The organism is Mesorhizobium sp. B2-4-17, assembly GCF_006441275.1.
GTDB lineage: Bacteria > Pseudomonadota > Alphaproteobacteria > Rhizobiales > Rhizobiaceae > Mesorhizobium.
The window spans coordinates 1-14,322 of the sequence record NZ_VFUX01000043.1 but is presented as its reverse complement, the minus strand read 5'-3'; the positions used below and the strand labels follow the sequence as shown (position 1 = coordinate 14,322).

Here is a 14,322-nt window from a genome sequence, read left to right as displayed (position 1 = left end):
ATGACAGAGAAACCCAGGACAGCCGGTGCATCCCGGCGCCGCGTGGTTGGCGGCATGGCTGGCGGCGTGCTCGCGGCGATCACAAATCCGGTCCAGGCACAGCAGGCGAGCGCCGCCGCGGCTTCGGCTCCGGCAGGCCCGGTTTCGAAACAGGATCCGACCAAGCAATATCCCCAGCCACCCTTCAAGGCGCAGCAGCAGGAATGGCCGGGTCTTGCCGGCAAGATGGAGCCGCGTCCGGACCATGGCGAAAAGAGCTACAAGGGATCCGGCCGGCTTGCCGGACGCAAGGCGCTGATCACCGGTGGCGATTCCGGCATGGGGCGAGCGGGGGCGATCGCCTTCGCGCGCGAGGGCGCCGACGTCGCCTTCGGCTATCTGCCTGCGGAGGAGCCGGATGCGAGGGAGGTCGTGCAACTGATCGAAGCCGAAGGCCGCAAAGCGGTGCCGCTGCCCGGCGACATTCGCGACGAAGCCTTTTGCGAAAAGCTGGTGGAAGACGCCGTCAGCCGGCTCGGCGGGCTCGACATCCTGGTCAGCAATGCCGCGCGCCAGCATCCGCAGAAGGAACTCGCCGCGATAACGACAGAAGCGTTTGACTGGACGTTCAAGACCAATGTCTACGCCATGTTCTGGATCACCAAGGCGGCGTTGAAGCACATGGAGCCAGGCTCCTCGATCATCATCACAAGTTCGGTGAATGCCTATGATCCAGACGAGTCCCTGGTCGACTACGCCATGACCAAGGCGTGCGGGATGAACTTCGCCAAGAGCCTTGCCAAGCAGGTCGCCAAAAAGGGCATCCGTGTCAACGCGGTCGCCCCGGGGCCGATCTGGACCCCGCTGCAGCCAAGCGGCGGCCAGTTTCCGGAGAAGCTTCCCCAGTTCGGTTCCGATACGCCGATGGGACGGCCGGGTCAGCCTGGCGAGCTCGCGTCCATCTACGTGCTCCTCGCTTCCCAGGAAGACAGCTATGCGACAGGCCAGGTTTACGGTGCCGTCGGCGGGAGAGGCGGCCCCTGAGGGCGGCTTCCGCCGACCAAGGGCCGAAGCACTCGCAGTTCTGAATTCGCGGTCTTATGTAGCAAACGCACCAAGTTCCAGACTGGCTCTTGCCACAACTTCCAGATCGGCCAGCTCGCCCGGCTCCAAATCTAGATATAAATTTATGTGCTGATCCATGCGGTTCCCCCCTCGCAGTTGAATACTAGAATGAGGGCGGCTTTAATTGCAACTGTCGGTGAAAAACTCGGCTAAATTGTTCCCGGAGGTTATCTAACACCATTTCGGACGATCCTGCCGAATGGCCCGCGCGCCCTTGGCATAAAACCGACGTTGAATCCCGTTGCTAAAGGAGTAAATAGAACCTGAGCTGCGGGGAGGTAGCAATGGTTGAAGGCCATACGGACTTGGCCCAGACGACGATGGACGCCAGCATCGTGTTGCAGCGCCGATCTCGGGGTGAAATTGCCTCACTGCGCGTCGATATAGCTCAAACCCGGCGAGCAATCGCGGCATCACGCGAGCTTCTAAAGCGGTTTCGCCAGCGCAAGTTAGATGAGGCGATAACGGAGGTTGAGCAACACCCCTCGGTATCAGCGTTCGATGCAGACATTCTCCGGTCTGTTTTTCGAGATTTGGTCTTGGAAATGAAGGCACCGGAGTGCCAATGGCGCGCGCTCGCTCAGAGCCTGGTTTACGAGTTTTGCCACTGCGAGCGGGTTGAGCCCGGCTTGGTGGACTGGATCATCAGTAAATAAGTATCCATGAAGGGGCTATGATTCGCGTCATGGCCAAGAAGGCGAAGCACAAAGCAAAGCAGGCGATCATTGCACTGCCGTTGGATGACGAAGTGCAAACGGAAGCGACCTACTATGCCCGCAAGTGCGGGATTACCCTGGAAGAAGCCGCCAAGATCATTCGGGAAACCCGCGCACCGAACCTTTGGATAGTTCCCAAGGACAAGGCGAGCTAGCGCCACCTTTGGTGCCTTTGCTCCATAAGACCGTGAATTCGAGCCCGCTTATTCCAGTGGCTCGTCGGTCGTGGCGTGGTGCCAGCCTGACGCCGGCGCCCGGCATTGCGGTTGGCGACCCGGTTGTCGAGCGGCGACGCGTCCGGCTGCGCGGCGCCCGCGGTCTTGGGAACCGTCGGCGCCGCGCCCGCGTCGGTGTCTTGAGCATCGCGGCCTGGGTGCGGAAGGCCTTCTGTTTCAGGCGTTCTCGGTGCGGGCTTGGACGTGTTCTTGGACGTCGACATTTCGGGGCCTCCATGGCTTTGGTTGGATTGGCGCCAGGTTTCATACAGCGATCTGCAATCAACCGTGCGGGCGCATCACCGTTTTGATGCAGGCGCGACGACGCGGTCGCCCTTCTTGAATTTCGTGTGGCCGCGCCCGACCTCCACCACTTCGTCCATCTTTTCGTGGCCAAGCACATCGCCTGATTGCACGGTGGGCATGTGGCCGTCCATCAGGTGCAGGTCAGAACCGCGGGTGGCGCAGGAGATGACCTTGATGATGTCGCGATCGTCCTCGATGGCCGGATCGGCGACCTGATTGCAACGTATGTCGCCCTTTCCATGCCATGTCAGCGCTTTCATGGGATGCTCCTTCATCCGAACCTGCGCTTTTCAGAAATGTCATTGGCGTGTCGCCGGGCTCAGCTTCTGCTGGCTGAGCCGGGTTCGGCCACGCGGCGATGCCGCTCGGCCAATATCCCTGCCGGCATGAAGCGGGAGCCGGCGACCTGCATCCTGTTGGTCCAGCCGCTAATGACCTGTTCTTCGCCGGCCATCAGGGCGTCGTAGCCGTCCCTGGCCACGTCGGCGGGATTGTCTTTATCATCGGTTCCGATTTTCGTATCCATCATGTCGGCGCGTTCAAAAAAACGGGTCTGTGTGGCGCCTGGCATCAGCAGCGTGACCGTGACGCCGCTGTGCTTCAGCTCGTGACGAAGCGCGATCGCGAACGAATCGATGAGTGCCTTGGTGCCGTTGTAGATGGCCTGGAAGGTGCCGGGCATGAAGCCCGCGATTGACCCGGTGAACAGGATCCGGCCGCGGCCCCGCCTCACCATCCGGGGGGTAAGTCGGTGCGCGAGGTGGACCGTGCCGGTGACGTTGGTGTCGATGACGCGGCGCACCTTGGCCCAATCCTGATCCACGAAGCCTCGGCCCAGCCCGCGTCCCGCGTTGAGGAACAGCAGGTCAATGTCACGGTCGCCGATCCTCGAGATCAGCTGGTCAATGCCGTCCTCGGTGGCAAGGTCCGCTTCCACCGCGTCGACGGCGACACCTCGAGATCGAAGCGCCTCGCCGACCTCCTCGATCGCCGGTTCATCGGCGACAATGACGAGATCATAGCCGTCTTTCGCGCACAGTTTCGCAAGTTCCTTGCCGATGCCGCTCGAGGCGCCTGTGACGACGGCGAGTTTCGCGTTTCGCATTCTGTCCTCTCGATTTGGAGTGTTGGCCAACCTGAAGTGTTTGGCCGAACAAGCAGCTGGCTCGAATGTTCCAAGCAACTGGAAGAGACACGCGGATCGTCTATGTGACGGAACCAATTTGGCCACGGCTGTCCCCGCGTCGGTGGGGAGCGCGGCCGTGGGGCTCTTTTCCGACCTGAACAAGAAACTGAGCGAGGGCCGGTCAGGAGCCCGGCACAAAATCTTCCTGCCGGTGGAACATCGATCGGTGTCGACAGTTTTGTCCCGCCTCAGACACCGCGTCCCGATGTCTGTTGACATCTGTGGGCCACAGCCGACGGCCAGGTGCCACCGATATTCTCGCTGCGGTTTCAGGGCGGCTTGGGGCCGCCTTTCGCCGCGACAACTCTTGATGAGCGTGCGCCGACAAACGACGACAGGAGCCAGTCATGAAACACCAGACACTCGAACAACTGGAATCAATAGCCGACATCACACCGCTTGCCCCGGTCCCGCTGACGACCAGAGCGCAGCGAATGGAGCGTTGGGCGGAAGTGCTCGACCAGCATCCGTCCCGTTGCCTCGCCGCGCTCTCCGGGACCGAACATCTGCACCCGGCGGTGCGGGAAGAGGCGCGGGCGGCTGGATCGCCGCTTACCGTTGCCTTCGAGGACCCGCTGCTGCGTGCATCCGGCTTGAAATCCGACACGTACGGAGAAGCCAAGCGTTTCTTCGAACTGTCGGATTGGGAATTGCACGACATCGTCTGCAGCTGCCATGTAGGTACAATGATGCAGGCAAACTGGGTTGCAGGCCGGGTCCGCAGGATTGTTGGCGGGAACAGGATTGTCGCTTGGCTGAGACGGCTGATGGTGAATTGACGTTTTCATGCGCCGCATGATTGAGGCTGCAACGGAGGTGACAGGCATGGGCTAATTGAGCAGGTCGGCGGCTTTATCGGCGGATATTTGCAGCAGGTAATTCAGCCATCGTTCCGTCGAGATATCAGCAGGACGATCCCCGACTTCGCGGATGGCGAGTTCCAGTGTCGTTTCCACCAGCCGGTCCGCGGCACTGGCATCGCCAAGCATCAGGCGCGCTGCCAATCGAAGTTTGGGCAGCAGCGACAGGACATCGGCAGGTTCGTCGATTTGATCCTGTCGGGTCCCTGCGGGGAAAAGCGCCGCGATGATCTTTCTGCGATCGGCTGACTTCAAAAGATTGGCGGCGTGCTCAAGGCGGGAAGGGATGACGTTGCGGTCGTGGGCACTGAAGAAGACGAAGGGAACGCCACGTTCGACCAGGCGGTCGGCGATGGGAAAGACGGGGGTTCCATTCAAGTCTATGTCCAGTACGGCGGCATCCGCCTGCTCGGCATAAGGCCGGGCCTGCACAACGCTTTGGGCTGGCCCCAGGATGGTGGCCCCGAGCCCGGAGAAGTAACGCGCGAGGTCGTCGGCGACGACGAATTCGTCCTCGACGATGAGAACCTTCGCGCCGATAAGAAACTGCACCTCGGCCCTCCCGTTTAGGTCTCAACAGGCCTCGCCGGGACATCCAGCAGGCGTGTCACCGGATGATGGCACTGAAAGAACGGTAGCTTGCTGCACGAAGCCTGAACGTTGATACCCTCCGTCGATTCAACGCCGCGCACCATGCGAGGTTCCAATCTTCGGCTCAACCCGGTCTCCCTCGAACCCCGTGGGACACACGGGAAAGCTGTGGCCGGACTTCAATCGTATGGATTACCGCAGGACCAGTCGCACGCAACGCTGTCGCCCGACATGGCTAAGGTGAGCTACGGCTTATGAAAATCTTGCGCCTAAATTTCTGGCAGGCCCGAGAAAAAACGCATAGGGTAGCCTGCTGTCGCTGCCGCCTTATCTACCTTGGGCTGCTCAGAGAAAGACGGCCTTATGTCGCAAAAACCGAGACACCCCATTGTCGGCATTGGCGCGTCCGCTGGTGGCGTCCCCGCCATGGAAAGCTTCTTCCGAGGCCTGCCCGAGGCTTCCGGCATGGCTTTCATAATCATCACCCATCTCAGTCCCGAAAGGGAAAGCCTGCTCCACGAGGTGCTGGGGCGATACACCAGCATGCCGGTGGCGGTCGCGAAAGACGGGGTAGGAGCGGAGCCGGATCACGTCTATGTCATGCCGCAGAACGCCGTCCTGTCGATCAAGGACGGCACGTTGAAGCTCCATCAAACTAATGTGAGCAATCGGGAGCGCAAGCCCATCGACGTCTTCTTCAGCGCTCTGGCCGAGGACCAGGGCGAATACGCGGTCGGCGTTATTCTGTCAGGTGGCGACGGCGATGGAACCCTGGGCGCCAAGATGATCAAGGAGCACGGCGGCTTTGTGCTGGCTCAGGCCGGCGACGGCTCTGGCCCCCGCAACCCCGACATGCCGCAAAGCGCCATTTCCAGCGGCGTCGTCGATATTGCCGTTCCGGCGGAAGAGATGGGTGAGAAGCTCGTCGATTTTACACGCGGCTTCGGCGTGCTCGATCTGTTGAGCGAAGGCGACGGCAAGGTCCCGGCGGAGCACACCGACCGCGCCCGCGAGGAAATCTACGGCATACTGCGCGACCGCTCCGGCCACGATTTCTCCGGATACAAGACCAAGACCTTCATTCGTCGGGTCAAGCGGCGCATGCAGATCAACCAGATGAAGTCCATGAATGGCTACATTGACCTGCTGCGAAAGGATCCGCGCGAGGTCACGTCGCTGTTTCGCGACCTGCTCATCAACGTCACCAATTTCTTTCGCGACGCGGAAGCCTTCGATTCGCTGGAGCAGAAGGTCATTCCGACCTTGTTCGAGGGCAAAACCGCTTCCGACACGGTCAGGGTCTGGGTTCCGGGTTGCGCCACCGGCGAGGAGGTCTATTCGCTCGGCATCCTGCTGCGCGAGCATATGGACAAACTCTCGATGGTGCCCAAAATTCAATTGTTCGCGACCGACATCGATGAACCGGCGCTCACCGTCGCGCGCGCGGCACGCTATCCGGCCAACCTGCTCGAGGGCGTCTCGGAACAAAGAAGAGACCGCTTCTTCGTCCATGAAGGAGGCAGCTTCGTGCTGACCAGCGAAGTGCGTGAACTCTGCATCTTTTCGCCGCACAGCGTCGTCAAGGATCCGCCGTTTTCGCGCATGGATCTGGTTTCATGCCGCAATCTTCTGATCTATTTCGGGCCCGACGTTCAGAATCGGGTTCTCCCCATCTTCCATTACGCCTTGAAACCCGGCGGCTATCTTTTTCTTGGTACGTCGGAGAGCGTAGGCCAACACTCCGACCTCTTCTCCACCGTCGACAAGAAGCAGCGCATCTTCAGGGCCCGCAAGGACGTCGTGCCGAAATCGCGCCTTCCGCTGCTGGTAGGCGAGAACGTCAAAGGCGCTCACCTCTTCTCCGACGGAAGGATGGGGAAGGGCAGCGAGATCGGCAATGGCGCGTTCCGCCAGTCCGTTGAAGCGCAGGTCTTGGACCGCTATGCGCCGCCGCATGTGGTCGTCAACGCCGAAGGTGACGTGGCCTACTATTCCGCGCGGACCGGAAAATATCTCGAAGCCGCTCAAGGCATACCCAGCCGCCAATTGCTGAGCATGGCGCGGCGGGGGCTCCGGCTCGATCTGCGGGCGGCCTTGCGCGAGGCCGCCGCAGGCCGTCAAATCGTCATGCGCGAACACATCGCCATGGATGGCGAGGACGAGCGGGTGCAACTGGTCAACATCATCGTCGAGCCGCTGTCCGAACAGGGCTCGGGCGAGACGTTTTTTCTTGTCCTGTTCCAGCCGGTCGGTCCGTCTCGCGACAAGGCCGAAGCCCAGCACGGGAGTCAAAACCCAGACGAAATCGCACATATCGAGCGCGACCTGCGCGACACCCGCGAACGGCTGCAATCGACGATTGAAGAGTACGAAACGGCCTTGGAGGAGGTGAAGTCCTCCAACGAGGAACTGGTCTCGGTCAACGAAGAAGCCCAGTCGACCAACGAGGAGCTGGAGGCATCGAAGGAGGAGATGCAGTCCCTCAACGAGGAGCTGAACACCATAAATGCTGAGCTGACGAACAAGATCGAGGAGCTCGACCACGCAAACAGCGACCTGAAGAACCTGTTCGAGAGCACGGAGATCGCAACCGTGTTTCTCGACCGCGATCTGGTGATCCGTACCTTCACGCCCGCGGCGTCTGCCTATTTCAACCTGCGCGCCTCCGACGTCGGGCGTCCGCTTACCGATCTGTCCAGCCAGTTGGATTATCCGGAAATGCACAACCAGATCCGGCGCGTGTTCCAGACGGGCGAGCCGATCGTTCATCACCTTGCGCGCGACACGCAGGGCCGCTTTCACATGGTCCGGCTTGTTCCCTATCGTGACAAAGGCGGCCGCATCCAGGGCGTCGTGGTGACCCTAGTAGACGTCACGACGCTGGCCGAGGCAGAGGAGCATCAGAAGGTGCTGATCTCCGAACTCAACCACCGCGTGAAGAATATGCTGGCGGTCATTACCAGCATCGCAAACCGCACGGTCGAGAGTTCCACCACCAAGGAAGGTTTCGCCACAGCCCTGCTCGGCCGACTCAACGCGATGGCACGCGCCTATGGCGTGCTCTCGCGGGAGAACTGGACGGAGGTTTCGCTCGGCGAACTGCTCGCTCAGGAAGCCGCGGCCTTCGATCCGGAACGCTTCTCGCTCCATGGCCCGGCGCTTAAATTGAGGCCCCAGCAGGCTTTATCGATCGGCATGGTAATGCATGAACTCGCCACCAATGCGACGAAATACGGCGCGCTGAACAAGGAAGGCGGTCGGGTTGAGGTCGAATGGTCGGTGCATGAGCAGATACTTCAGCTCATCTGGCGCGAGATCGGAGGGCCGCCCGTCACGGAGCCGAAGGACGGGGGCTTCGGCCTCTCCCTGGTTAGGGGCGAGATAGGCTATCGATTGGGCGGCACGGCTGAAACATTTTTCCATCCGCAGGGTTTGGAGGTGAGGATCTCGTTTCCGCTCGGCGAAAAGGCCTGAACGCGATGACGCAGTTGCGCATTCTCATTGTCGAGGACGAGTGGCTGATCGCCGAGGACCATGCGGCGATGCTTAGAGCCGCCGGACACCTAGTCGTGGGACCGGCCGCTTCGGTCAAGGCTGCGATCGATTGCATGGAAGGAGAAGAATTCGATGCCGCGCTTTTGGACGTTCAACTGAGCGGCGAGGTAAGCTATGGGCTGGCAGACACACTGCGTGAGAAAGTCATACCGTTCGCATTTGTGACCGGTTATTCCCCCTCCGAGATGCCGGCCCGATTTGCAGGGGTTCAGGTGCTGCAAAAACCTGTCGTGCCGGCAGTGCTGATCGCAGCGATCATGACACTCTTCGACCAGCAGTCCGCGGGAAAGCAGGAGGCTGGCTAAATGGATGGGAATTCCTGACGGTCAAACGTCCTTGCTCCCGTCCTTCGGTACGACCTTCCCGCTCCGGATTTCACGAGCGCGTCATTTGACTCGTTCTGTCCATGTTTCCTGCCTGGGCCGCTGCCCGATCCGACCCGCGGCGGTCCGTTCGACGGCAACCGACTCCCATTCCAGCGACAGAGAAGACCCGGAGCAGGTCCTTCGATCGCCGAACATTCCAAGGAAGCCAGGGCGACGAAGAGTGGTCGGCAGTCTGAAGCTTATGTGAGGGACCGACGCGAAGTCGATCCGGTCGTTCGGCACGCTTCCGGCTCGCCGCGACACCTCATGCCTCGACACCTCATCAAGAGATGGAGCAGGGTTCAATTGAGGCCCGCCTGATCCCGGCGGGCCTTGCTCGCGCGTATCAGTTCCTGCCCTGGCCGGCATTGGCACACGGGCTACTTATTGCAATTCTGAATGTCCGACGTGGTATTGCCGCTGGCGGTGTTGTTGTCGGTGTCGCTGGCGCCGGTGTCCTTGCAACGGTCGGTCATTCCGTTGGAATTCGTCGTCGAATTGGTGGCATTTGTATCCGTAGTGCCGTTGCCGGTTCCGGCGCCAGTCGCGGTGCCGGTTCCGCTGCCCGCGGTGGTGCCGCCGGAACCAGTGCTTGTTCCGGTGCCACTCCCGGTGCCGTTGGATTGCGCCATGGCCGAAGTCGCAAGGATGATGGCAAATACAGATGCTGAGAGAAGTTTGATCATTGGGGTAGCTCCTACGTTGATCGCTCGATTGCGACATCGACCCAACCTTGATCCATCGGGGATGTTCCAGACAAAATTGGGATCGACATCGGGCCGTTACTCTGCCGGATGCCTCAGAACCATCAACGCCTGCTGTCTTCGTCGTACAGGCGTTCCGTGGCCTGCTTGCTCGCCTGACGCTCGGCGGGTCCCCGCCGCCGCCGCATGAGCAACACAAAGGCCAGCAGGATTGCCAGCAAAACGGGGCCACCAGCTACGACGACCAGCCAAAGGTTACTCTCCAACATCGGGGGATCTCCTTACATTCCGGCCATGGCGGTTTGCATACCGGCCATGGCGGCGAGACGTGACACGCTCATCGAGCGCTATTCGTCGGCCCGCTGCCGGGGCTTATTGGCGGCTGTCGATCCGCGCTCGATGCGGCCTCATCCCTGAAGCGCGCCTTTCCCAACAGGCTGGGGCGTCGAATGTTCCAATTCCGACAACGGGCGCGCCCTCCGCAGCTGTTTTACGGCATTGTTCAGCCTGATCTCAGCCGAAGCAACATGGCAGAGATCGAAGCGCCCAACGCCGTGCTGACCGGTGAGCCTGACGCGCCGTGCCATGAGCGCGAAGGCGCGTACCCAAGTTCTGTAAATTGAGCGGACATCCACAGAGCCAGTCGGGACGCGTGAGCTTGGACAGGAAGTCTACACATCGCTCGCCCGGGGAGAGACGGGGCCGGGAATTGTTGCGGGCCTCTGCGTCGCATGCATCGCTCTCGTCGCCGATGCACTGCTGAAATCCGGTGCGGCTCGCGCCGCCAGACACGAGGGAGGGATGCATGTCTGAAGTCCGTCGCCTTTCGGCTAACGGCACTGCCCGCCAAGCGCCTGTTGCGCTGGAAGCAAAGGGGGTTTGGAAGGTGTTCGGCTCCGGCGCCAGGACCTTTGGTCGGCTCCCTGCGGCCGAACGCACCCCAGACGCGCTGGCGGCGGCCGACGTGATCGGCGCGGTGCAGGATGCATCTTTCCGCATTGTCCGCGGCGAGGTTTTCGTCATCATGGGGCTGTCGGGATCGGGAAAATCCACCCTTCTTCGTTGTCTCACCCGGCTGATCGAGTCCACCGAGGGCGAAATCCGCTATGATGGCGAGAATATCCTGGGGCTTGACGAGAAGTCGCTGGTGGAGCTTCGCTGTCGCCGCATGGGAATGGTGTTCCAGCATTTCGCGCTGCTGCCCAACCGGACCGTGCTCGGCAATGTCGCGTTTCCGCTGGAGGTCCAGGGAATGCCGCGGGTCAATGCCGAAGCCCGCGCGGCCGAACTGATCGAAACCGTCGGGCTCAAGGGCCGGGGGGATCGTTTTCCCTCGGAACTTTCAGGCGGCCAGCAGCAGCGCGTCGGCATTGCCCGATCGCTGACCACCAATCCGGAATTCTGGTTCCTGGACGAGCCGTTTTCAGCGCTCGATCCGCTGATCCGAGCGGACCTCCAGGGCGAGGTGCAGCGGCTTCAGCAGACCCAAACACGCACGGTGGTCTTCGTCACCCACGATCTCGACGAAGCGATTCTCCTGGCGGACCGGATCGCGATCATGGAGGGCGGGAGGATCGTCCAGATCGGCACCCCGGAAGAACTGGTGATCCGGCCAGCGACCGACTATGTCCGCCGTTTCGTCGCCAAGGTGTCGCCTGCGCGGGTGGTTCGTGTGTCCTCTCTGATGGCACCCGCCGATGGAGGCAATGCCACCGCAGGTGTCAGGGCCGATGCGACGATCTTCGAGATAGCGCGTGAACTCGTCGCAGCAGAGGGGCCATTGCCTGTCCTGAATGTCGGCGGCAGGCAGGTCGGATATCTGGACCGACAGCGGGCGCTCGCAACACTTGCCGCAGCTCCGGCCGTAGGGTGCGTCGCCGACCAGAGCGTGCTTCGGAAGGGGTATATAAAGTTGGCGCGCATGCCCGCGGAAGGGCAGGGCCAAGACCATTAATCATAAGCTGTGCGACAACCGGATTTCCGGTTATCGCGCAGGTCAGCAAACCACTTATTCTGCCGAGGCCTTTGCAGCCGGGGCGAAGAGCCCGGCTTCGTCAAGGATTCGACGGTGCTTAAGGAGATCGAGCGCGAAGTCGCTGCGATATCTGATGATCAAGGCGCGCGCCGCTCCGGATCCGATGTCGCATCGATCCCGCCAACTACAGCCGCAATCCTCTCAGAGAGCTGACGGAGCGCTTTCAACTCGTCGGCTTGATCCGCGAGGGCGCGAAGGTTGGCTGAGGTCGATTGGCCGATGCCTACCGGGACGGTTGGGCCAAGGTCGACGTACCCTTCGGGCAATGTGCCCTTCAAGTTTCGCACGGCCTTGAACTGGATGGCGTCGTAGATCTGGTCAACCGCCTGCTTGGCTCCGGCGACACGCGTTGGATGATCGGTGTCGGCCGCGACGTGCGGAAGAAGCTCGAGCTTGCCAGGAAACCGCTCGCTCAGCGGCAGATAGGGTACGAGAGGCCCCCGCAATGTGCCGTTGTCCGCATTGCTGAAAATGTCCGCATCTATCGAAGCATAGCTCACCTTGCCCGCCACAAAGGCTGCATCGAGGGCATCGATATCCACGAGTTCGCCGCGATCGTAGTTGATGAGCACCGCCCCGTCGGCGAGCCCGGAGAGCACTTCATGGTTGACCAGACCGGCATTGCTGAACTTGCCAGTTGACGCATCGAGGCGGCCAAGGCCGACATGCACCGAGAGGACGTTGGCATCGATCGCTGCCTTCACCGGGCTGTCGGCGTATTCGAAACCCTCCGCTTCGATCCAGTCTCTGTGAGCTTCACGGGCGTATACGCAAACGCGCATGCCAAACGCCTTCGCCAGCTTGGCCACCTCCCTGCCGATGTTGCCGTATCCCAGGACGGCAAGTTTCTGCCCTTCGAGTTTTGCTGTCGGGAAGTCCTTCAGGTCGCGCCCCGTGTCGAAATTCCCGGCCACCGTCCTGCCATGCAGTTCATCGACCGGAAGATTGGGAACGACCTTGATAAGGGCCTTCATGACCATCTGGGCCGTGGCGCGGCTGTTGATGCCCGGGGTGTTCATCAGCGGCGCGACACCGCCGACACCGTCAGGGCCGCCCCACGAGGCGGAGCCCATGTTTCCCGTTCCGGCGCCAATCCTCACGCCGCCAAGCGGAAACACCGACTGCTTGGGAATGAAAGTGGCCGCCGTGATCAGGGCATCGTACTCTCCCTGGGCCGTGCACCCCAGAAGCTCGGCTTCCGTGCTTAGCCCCGGCTGATAGAAGAAGTGGATCCTCCCTCCTTCCAGTGCGCTTCGATCCTGGAGCGGACCAAAGTGGAATTCGCCTTCCTTCTTACGGATGTAGGCGGCGATCTCACTGCAGTCGGGCGAGCCGTCCTTCCCCATTCGCAGGCCGAGCAAATCGGCGATCAGGACCGTGTAGGCGCGCTTCGGATCATCTTTCCTGGCCAAGCCGTCGGCGGAGGCGGCGCGGTCGAACCGCTCGCCTTGCGCCGCGAGTTCCTCTTCGAGGACGGCGATCTTCGCCCTGCGGTAGGCATAGGCGAGGTTGTCGAGGAGAAGGCGGATATCCTCGGCATCGCGGATGCCCCCGATCCATGCCCGGTAGTCGCCAGGCATGCCAGGGAATGCGTTCACATACCGGGCAGCATCCAGACCTTTCTCGTGTTCGCCATTCACGTGCGTAATGCCCTCGTAGCCAAGAAGCTGCTTCGAGCGTGCAATGATCCGGGCGTGGATCTGCTTGTCGGCGATATCGGGGTCGTTGACTTTCAGAAGAACGACGGCCGCCCCGCGCTTTTCGGGCTCTTTGACGGTGAAGCTCAGGAGGGAGCTGTTGTCGATCCAATCCGAGATTACTCGGCGGTTTTCTACCGAGCGGCGGTTCATGTCGCTTGCCGATCCGACACGCTTGGCAGTTTGAAGAAGGCCGAACGTGGTTTCAGCGAATGCGAGCGCACTGTATGTGTTGATCACTCCGCCGAGCATGCGGTGCTGGCCCGCGTCGTAGAAGGGGCCGATCGCCCACGACCTCTTTCCGCTGATCGGGAGCTTCGCGTCGACGGGCGGTGCCAGCTTCAGCTGGCGGGGGATAGCCCAAGCAGGGTCGTTCAGGTTGTCCTCGATGAGCTTCAATGCCTGGGGGGTGAATGAAATGACGAAGTACCCTGAGATGCCGCCGATCGCTTTCTGGAACGGCATGAACACGCAGCACTTCGCGAGGACTTCCCGCACGAGATCTTCGCCCCAAGGCATCGCCCCGAGCATGGACGTTGCGTCGAACACGGCGTGGCGGTTTTCAGGATCGCCATCGAGCCACTTCAGAAGTTCCTCAACCTCGGATCGGCTATAGGAGTTCGCGCCCGTGGTCTCGTGCCCGACGCCGACGAAGAGAGTCGTCCCGAGAGCCTCGAGCTCGGCCGCAGCAGGGATCGACCCTTCGACGGTCGCGAACTGAATTCTGTCGGCGCTGCCGTTCTTCGCAAACGTCTGGAGTTCGAGAACCTGCGTCGCCCAGGACTGCCTGAAGAATCCAGCGCCGTCGGACTCGGCGGCTTCCGGCTTCGTAGTGTCGACATAGACGCGCTGCTTGGCGTCGTTCGGGTTCATGAGATGCAAGACCGCGACCGTAAAGCCGCTGTGCCCTCCACCTAGAGCATCGGGCGATTAACATGCAACGTAGCCTGCCTGTTTGAGATAGTTCCAGCATTCGGTTGGATCGAAC

At 61.2% G+C, this 14,322-nt stretch carries 11 protein-coding genes and 2 pseudogenes; 7 read left to right on the top strand and 6 right to left on the bottom strand.

Going from position 1 to position 14,322, the window contains the following annotated elements; all coding sequences use genetic code 11:
* The 3 genes from FJ548_RS26610 (at position 1) to FJ548_RS26600 (ending at position 1,975) form a co-directional block, all read left to right on the top strand.
* The gene (locus FJ548_RS26610; RefSeq protein ID WP_140779420.1) at positions 1 to 1,023 is read left to right on the top strand and encodes an SDR family oxidoreductase; all 1,023 of its coding nucleotides are present in this window, start codon (positions 1 to 3) and stop codon (positions 1,021 to 1,023) included.
* Between the two features lie 365 nt (positions 1,024 to 1,388).
* A complete protein-coding gene (locus tag FJ548_RS26605; RefSeq protein WP_140607123.1) occupies positions 1,389 to 1,760 on the top strand; it encodes a hypothetical protein in 372 nt (123 codons plus the stop codon).
* Between the two features lie 29 nt (positions 1,761 to 1,789).
* On the top strand, positions 1,790 to 1,975 hold the full coding sequence (locus FJ548_RS26600; RefSeq protein ID WP_246671417.1) for a hypothetical protein: 186 nt from the start codon (positions 1,790 to 1,792) through the stop codon (positions 1,973 to 1,975).
* Positions 1,976 to 2,349: 374 nt separating this feature from the next.
* On the opposite strand, the pseudogene FJ548_RS26595 reads toward FJ548_RS26600, so the two are convergent.
* Together FJ548_RS26595 and FJ548_RS26590 are read right to left on the bottom strand one after the other, a co-directional pair.
* Positions 2,350 to 2,601, bottom strand: a pseudogene (locus tag FJ548_RS26595) (alcohol dehydrogenase catalytic domain-containing protein); the annotation flags it as partial.
* A gap of 59 nt (positions 2,602 to 2,660) precedes the next feature.
* Entirely contained in the window at positions 2,661 to 3,446 is a 786-nt protein-coding gene (locus FJ548_RS26590; RefSeq protein WP_140779419.1) for an SDR family NAD(P)-dependent oxidoreductase, read from the bottom strand.
* 428 nt (positions 3,447 to 3,874) lie between these two features.
* Between FJ548_RS26590 and FJ548_RS26585 the strand changes: the two genes are divergently transcribed.
* Positions 3,875 to 4,306 (top strand): hypothetical protein, encoded by a 432-nt coding sequence (locus tag FJ548_RS26585; protein WP_140607119.1) that lies wholly within the window; start codon positions 3,875 to 3,877, stop codon positions 4,304 to 4,306.
* Between the two features lie 51 nt (positions 4,307 to 4,357).
* On the opposite strand, the gene FJ548_RS26580 is transcribed toward FJ548_RS26585, so the two are convergent.
* Positions 4,358 to 4,939 (bottom strand): response regulator, encoded by a 582-nt coding sequence (locus FJ548_RS26580; RefSeq protein WP_140607118.1) that lies wholly within the window; start codon positions 4,937 to 4,939, stop codon positions 4,358 to 4,360.
* A gap of 402 nt (positions 4,940 to 5,341) precedes the next feature.
* On the opposite strand from FJ548_RS26580, the gene FJ548_RS26575 reads away from it, so the two are divergent.
* The gene (locus tag FJ548_RS26575; protein ID WP_140779418.1) at positions 5,342 to 8,452 is read left to right on the top strand and encodes a CheR family methyltransferase; all 3,111 of its coding nucleotides are present in this window, start codon (positions 5,342 to 5,344) and stop codon (positions 8,450 to 8,452) included.
* A 5-nt stretch (positions 8,453 to 8,457) separates the two neighbouring features.
* On the top strand, positions 8,458 to 8,838 hold the full coding sequence (locus tag FJ548_RS26570) for a response regulator (protein ID WP_140607116.1): 381 nt from the start codon (positions 8,458 to 8,460) through the stop codon (positions 8,836 to 8,838).
* 440 nt (positions 8,839 to 9,278) lie between these two features.
* Here the strand turns inward: FJ548_RS26570 and FJ548_RS30065 are convergent, their stop codons facing one another.
* Both FJ548_RS30065 and FJ548_RS30060 read right to left on the bottom strand, forming a co-directional pair.
* On the bottom strand, positions 9,279 to 9,584 hold the full coding sequence (locus FJ548_RS30065; RefSeq protein ID WP_181168916.1) for a hypothetical protein: 306 nt from the start codon (positions 9,582 to 9,584) through the stop codon (positions 9,279 to 9,281).
* A 122-nt stretch (positions 9,585 to 9,706) separates the two neighbouring features.
* A complete protein-coding gene (locus FJ548_RS30060; RefSeq protein ID WP_181168915.1) occupies positions 9,707 to 9,871 on the bottom strand; it encodes a hypothetical protein in 165 nt (54 codons plus the stop codon).
* 500 nt (positions 9,872 to 10,371) lie between these two features.
* On the opposite strand from FJ548_RS30060, the gene FJ548_RS26555 reads away from it, so the two are divergent.
* Positions 10,372 to 11,556: an ATP-binding cassette domain-containing protein gene (locus tag FJ548_RS26555; protein WP_246678776.1), complete on the top strand. Its 1,185-nt coding sequence runs from the start codon at positions 10,372 to 10,374 to the stop codon at positions 11,554 to 11,556.
* 54 nt (positions 11,557 to 11,610) lie between these two features.
* Here FJ548_RS26555 and FJ548_RS26550 read toward each other — a convergent pair.
* A pseudogene (locus tag FJ548_RS26550) lies at positions 11,611 to 14,252 on the bottom strand (NAD(P)-dependent oxidoreductase); the annotation flags it as partial.
* Positions 14,253 to 14,322 lie beyond the last annotated feature (70 nt).

Bases quoted from the DNA above. Each gene is read 5' to 3' on its own strand.
- FJ548_RS26610 (WP_140779420.1), top strand. From the start codon at position 1: ATGACAGAGAAACCCAGGACAGCCGGTGCATCCCGGCGCCGCGTGGTT.
- FJ548_RS26605 (WP_140607123.1), top strand. From the start codon at position 1,389: ATGGTTGAAGGCCATACGGACTTGGCCCAGACGACGATGGACGCCAGC.
- FJ548_RS26600 (WP_246671417.1), top strand. From the start codon at position 1,790: ATGGCCAAGAAGGCGAAGCACAAAGCAAAGCAGGCGATCATTGCACTG.
- FJ548_RS26590 (WP_140779419.1), bottom strand. From the start codon at position 3,446: ATGCGAAACGCGAAACTCGCCGTCGTCACAGGCGCCTCGAGCGGCATC.
- FJ548_RS26585 (WP_140607119.1), top strand. From the start codon at position 3,875: ATGAAACACCAGACACTCGAACAACTGGAATCAATAGCCGACATCACA.
- FJ548_RS26575 (WP_140779418.1), top strand. From the start codon at position 5,342: ATGTCGCAAAAACCGAGACACCCCATTGTCGGCATTGGCGCGTCCGCT.
- FJ548_RS26570 (WP_140607116.1), top strand. From the start codon at position 8,458: ATGACGCAGTTGCGCATTCTCATTGTCGAGGACGAGTGGCTGATCGCC.
- FJ548_RS30065 (WP_181168916.1), bottom strand. From the start codon at position 9,584: ATGATCAAACTTCTCTCAGCATCTGTATTTGCCATCATCCTTGCGACT.
- FJ548_RS30060 (WP_181168915.1), bottom strand. From the start codon at position 9,871: ATGTTGGAGAGTAACCTTTGGCTGGTCGTCGTAGCTGGTGGCCCCGTT.